The 4,746-nt window shown below is 47.3% G+C and carries 3 protein-coding genes; 1 reads left to right on the top strand and 2 read right to left on the bottom strand.

The window, feature by feature from the left end; genetic code table 11:
• Window positions 1-250: 250 nt before the first annotated feature.
• The gene (locus RMO79_RS11965; protein WP_310483395.1) at window positions 251-1,204 is read right to left on the bottom strand and encodes a M48 family metallopeptidase; all 954 of its coding nucleotides are present in this window, start codon (window positions 1,202-1,204) and stop codon (window positions 251-253) included.
• Window positions 1,205-1,400: 196 nt separating this feature from the next.
• Between RMO79_RS11965 and RMO79_RS11960 the strand changes: the two genes are divergently transcribed.
• Window positions 1,401-1,871 (top strand): tetratricopeptide repeat protein, encoded by a 471-nt coding sequence (locus RMO79_RS11960; RefSeq protein WP_310483394.1) that lies wholly within the window; start codon window positions 1,401-1,403, stop codon window positions 1,869-1,871.
• A gap of 166 nt (window positions 1,872-2,037) precedes the next feature.
• Here RMO79_RS11960 and RMO79_RS11955 read toward each other — a convergent pair whose 3' ends face one another.
• The gene (locus RMO79_RS11955) at window positions 2,038-4,440 is read right to left on the bottom strand and encodes a heavy metal translocating P-type ATPase (protein ID WP_310483393.1); all 2,403 of its coding nucleotides are present in this window, start codon (window positions 4,438-4,440) and stop codon (window positions 2,038-2,040) included.
• Window positions 4,441-4,746: the final 306 nt, after the last annotated feature.

Genomic DNA, 4,746 nt, shown 5'->3' with positions numbered 1-4,746 from the left:
ACTGGTGTCGCCGTCTTAATGTTGATTACGAACGTTTACCTGCTTCATCAGAGGCTTTCATCCACATTGCTATGATCCGACTTATGCTACGGAGACTTGCTTGAATATTTTATACTCTCCGTATTTCCAAACATCCTCTTACCCCCAGACACCTTCCTTCCGAACTGGTATTGATAGAAATATTGACGAAGATAGTAGGATTATTATCAAAAGCAACACTGGGACAAGAATTAGTACAGAAGGAGTAAACTTAACGATCGGGAGATTTACGTCGATCGATTTCGCGTTGGAGTTCTTCAATTTCGCGGCGGAGACGCTCAGTTTCATTCGACGATGGCTCTGTATTGACTGTATCGACACTGACGCGCTGATAATTACCATTGCGAATATCGCGATACTCACTCGAATTCGTCCACTCCTGAAGATAGTGAATCCGTTCGACGGGGAACGGATGGGAGAGCATTCCATTCACGCCGATATACATCAACGCTTTATAAATTTGATTCAGTCCATCTTCGTCTAAATTACGATAATTTTCTGATTGCTTGATAAATTCTTCCAGGCTGCATTCATTAATATACTTACTACTTCCACCCGAAATTTTCATCATCGTCATCATCACCGTGCGGGGATTTTCCATTACTAATAGTGCCGCGCGATCGGATGATAATTCTGCCTTGCGCCGCCATTCATAGAAAGCTAGAATTAAGCCATTACTGATAATATTGCCCAACCCAAATGTCATTTGCCCAATAACTGAGACTGCATTCATTACCCACATTGCCATTTGAATCAGGATTGTATGTCCGCATTTAATGTGTCCTAATTCATGAGCTAAAACAGTCTTAATTTCATCTTCTTCTAACAGATCTAATAAGCCAGTATTGATGACAATGTAGGGATTTTCTTGCCCCATTGCATAACTATTTACCTGGGGATTTTGACTGACAAATAAGAGCGGTTCGGGATAGATATCTAAATCGCGCACGCACTCCCGAAACATTCCGTAGATCGTGGCATACTGTCTGGGACCTGCTTGAATGCTGTTGCCCATCAGGTACACTAGTTGGGGTCGTTCGTAGATAAACTCAACAAATTTACTTGCTACGAGATTAAAACCGGGCACGCTGCGGAGAGCTTGCTCGGCTTGCAAATCGAGTGGATGTTTGAAAGCTTCGCTCGAAATACCTGGATAAGTAGCCATATAGACGCTAAGTTATAGTTGTAAACTGTTTGGTAGAGAATGTTGAATCGCGATCCTTATCTCTATTATACTAGAAGGATATTGACAAGTAATAATTGGTAATATATTGTCTTGATTAAGATTGGCAGCTAGTCCGATCGAATATGTTTAACTTTGCCAATATTTATGCCGATCGAATGATTTGCTAATAACCGCCATGAATCAAAAATTAGTTGACAAGTTATTATCAGATCTTAAAAGTAGCGATTTGAATATTCGCGAACGTGCGACTAGTCAACTCTGGCGGATCTGGTTCTGGCAAAAAGGTAAGATTGCCCTCGAACAGATCGAGGAAAGTGAGAGATCGATCGCTGAAGGTGATGTTGCAGCGGCTACCTCGATCTTAGACGATTTGGTCGATGCCTTGCCAGATTTTGCCGAAGCGTGGAATCGACGAGCGGTGCTGAAATTTATGACTCAAGATTACGATCGGGCGATCGCCGATTGTGAGATGGTAATTAAACTCAATCCCGTCCATTTTGGCGCGCTCCACGGTTTGGGATTATGTCACGCCGCCTTGGGTAATTATTCCGCAGCCATTAGGGCATTTCGCGCCGCGTTGGATATTCAACCCCACGCGATCGAAAATCAACGGTTGATTTTAGAATGTACTGCGAGGTTGAGTTAGGGGGGAGAGATGGGAGATGGGAGTTTGGAGATGGGAGGTAATAGCGAGCATTGAATTAGCGAACTTTGGTGTTGCTGATTTGAGGTATGTTTTTCGATCTGCGCCAGCCAACTTATTTCTTTTGTCTTATCTCCGAACTCCGAACTCCGAACTCCCCTCTCCCCTCTTATCTCCCATCTCCTCTCAGTTTAAGTAACAGTGAATTTGTGACCACACTTACCGAACTTAGTGCCATCATCGCGCCTGCGGCTGAGGGACTGAGCATCGCGCCCCATCCAAACCAATACAGTACTCCTGCGGCTGCGGGAATCCCTATCAGGTTATAAATCGCCGCCCAGAATAGATTTTGGCGAATTTTGCTCAGAGTAGCGCGAGATAATTTGATCGCAGCCACTACATCTAACAACCGATCGCGCATTAAGATAATATCAGCAACCTCGATCGCCACATCGGTACCAGCATTAAGCGCGATGCCTAAGTCAGCTTGAGCCAGTGCTGGCGCATCGTTAATACCATCGCCAATCGTGGCGACTCGATGGGGATGAGCTGAATCTAGCTCGTTGGCTTGTAAAGATCGAACTATCCGCGCTTTGTCTTGAGGGAGAACCTCGGCATAGACATCGGTAATTCCTAACTCTCGTGCGACGATTTCAGCAACGGGTTTTCTGTCTCCCGTAACTAGCACGATCTTCAATCCCATATTCTGCAACTGTTTGACAGTCTCGATCGCATCGGAGCGCAATCGGTCGGTAACTCCAATCAGCCCCATCATCGCACCATCAATCGCCACATACATGACAGTTTTACCCGCTGTGGTTAACTTCTGGGCTTTAGCTTCCCACTCCTGACTAATTTCGATCTCATTGGTAGCCAACCAGTGGCGATTGCCGACAATTACCTGATATTCATTACCCTGAATCAGAGTACTCGCCCGATCCGAAGTATCGCCAGTTAGTACCCGTGCATATACCCCCAAACCGATTTCAGTCCGAGCATCGAGAATCGTCGGTAGCGTCAAACCCAGTCGCACGGCTTCTTGCCCAATCGCCACTGCTAACGGATGATTGGTAACACTTTCCGCCGCCGCCGCTAGTTGTAATAAATCGATTGATTCAGCCGCGATAATATCGGTAACTTGTGGTTTACCCTCAGTCAGCGTTCCCGTCTTGTCGAATACCACCGTATCCAACCGATGCACCGCTTCTAAAACATCCCCACCTTTAATCAATAACCCCGACTCCGCCGCAATTCCCGTCCCCACGAGAATCGCCGTCGGTGTGGCTAAACCTAACGCACAAGGGCACGCCACTACCATGACGGCGATCGCGGCTTTGAGCGGCACGAGGGTGGAAACTGGCGGATCTAAATTGGGGTTGTGGATGCCGATAAAATACCAAAATAGACAAGTTAAAATCGCGATCGCCAGGACACCATAAGTAAAATAGCCAGCCACCGTATCGGCTAACCTCTGAACCGGAGCCTTGCGGGTTTGGGCGGCTTCTACCAGCGCGATAATTTGTGCCAGCGTCGTATCATCACCCGTGCGCGTTACCTCGATCGAAATCGCCCCCGATTGGTTCACCGTCCCCGCCGTGACAATATCCCCCACCTGCTTGAATACCGGAATCGATTCACCCGTAATTGCCGACTCATCGATCGTCGTCTGACCCCAGCGAATCGCCCCGTCTGTCGGGATCTTTTCACCTGGAAGTACCCGCAAATATTCGCCGACTTTGACCTGTTCTACGGGAATTTCGATGGCTTGGGGACGATTCTCCAGGGGAGAGGCTACGCCAACGGGATCGGGACTAATCAATCGTGCCGATGTCGGCTGAAGCGATAACAATCGATCGAATGCTGTTGCCGCACGGTGTTTCGCCTGTTGCTCTAAAGTGCGCCCCAACGTAATAAACCCGATAATCATCACGGGTTCTTCAAAAAAGCATTCCCACCCCAAACTCGGCACCACCAGCGCAGCCACACTCGCCGTATAAGACGTAATTATCCCCAATCCCACGAGGGTATTCATATTAGGATTACCATGCCGCAAACTGCGCCAGCCATCCACTAGAATCGATCTACCTGGAAATGCGATCGCCAGTGTTGCTAGACTCCAATGCCACCAAAAGTTATTTAATACCGCCACGCCACCATGATGCAGGTGAGTAGTCGGTTGCGTAAAATGTCCGATGGCGGATAATACTAGTAAAATCCCAGCGGTAACCAGTTGCCATAATAACTGTTTGGACTCTCGATCGGATTTTTCCTGACGTTGTTGCAGTCGTTTCGATCGATCCTCAGCATTGCTAACAGTGCGGGGTTGCGCCGGAAAACCACTACTCGTCAACTGAGCCGCTAGCTCGATGCCTGTAGATGTTTCTAATGTTACGGCGATCGCGGCGACACCAGTGAGCAGATTGACACAGGCAGATTGTACGCCCGATTGAGCCAGCAATTGTTTTTCGACAGCACTCACGCACCCAGCACATTTCATCCCAGCAACATCAAGGACGATCGTGGTTGTAGGTGTTTCGGCGATGGTAACTGGAGTTGAAGTACTTGCAATCATACAGGGAATTAAGATTTCCACTCTTAATCTACAACGTTAGAACGAAACCTGCCCTCAAATGAATTTGCGGATGCATTTCTGGGTAGCAACTGGGGTTAGCTATAAAAAAAGCCTGCACATGCAGGCTTAAAATTGTTATCAGGAAAATGGGTAAAAACCTCCCCATTCACGGGGACTCATCGACGGCGCAAACAAAGCGAACGCAGTATGCGCTGTAGATAGCAAAGATTTTAGCGCATGGCACCAATACTATGGTACAGTGTTGACCATAAGATTAATTCGCTCAACGCCTAGAATGCTCGTATT

The sequence above is a fragment of the Chamaesiphon sp. VAR_48_metabat_403 genome (assembly GCF_031422475.1).
Lineage (GTDB): Bacteria > Cyanobacteriota > Cyanobacteriia > Cyanobacteriales > Chamaesiphonaceae > Chamaesiphon.
The sequence above is the reverse complement of the archived record's forward strand: the minus strand, read 5'-3'. Positions and strand labels throughout refer to the sequence as shown.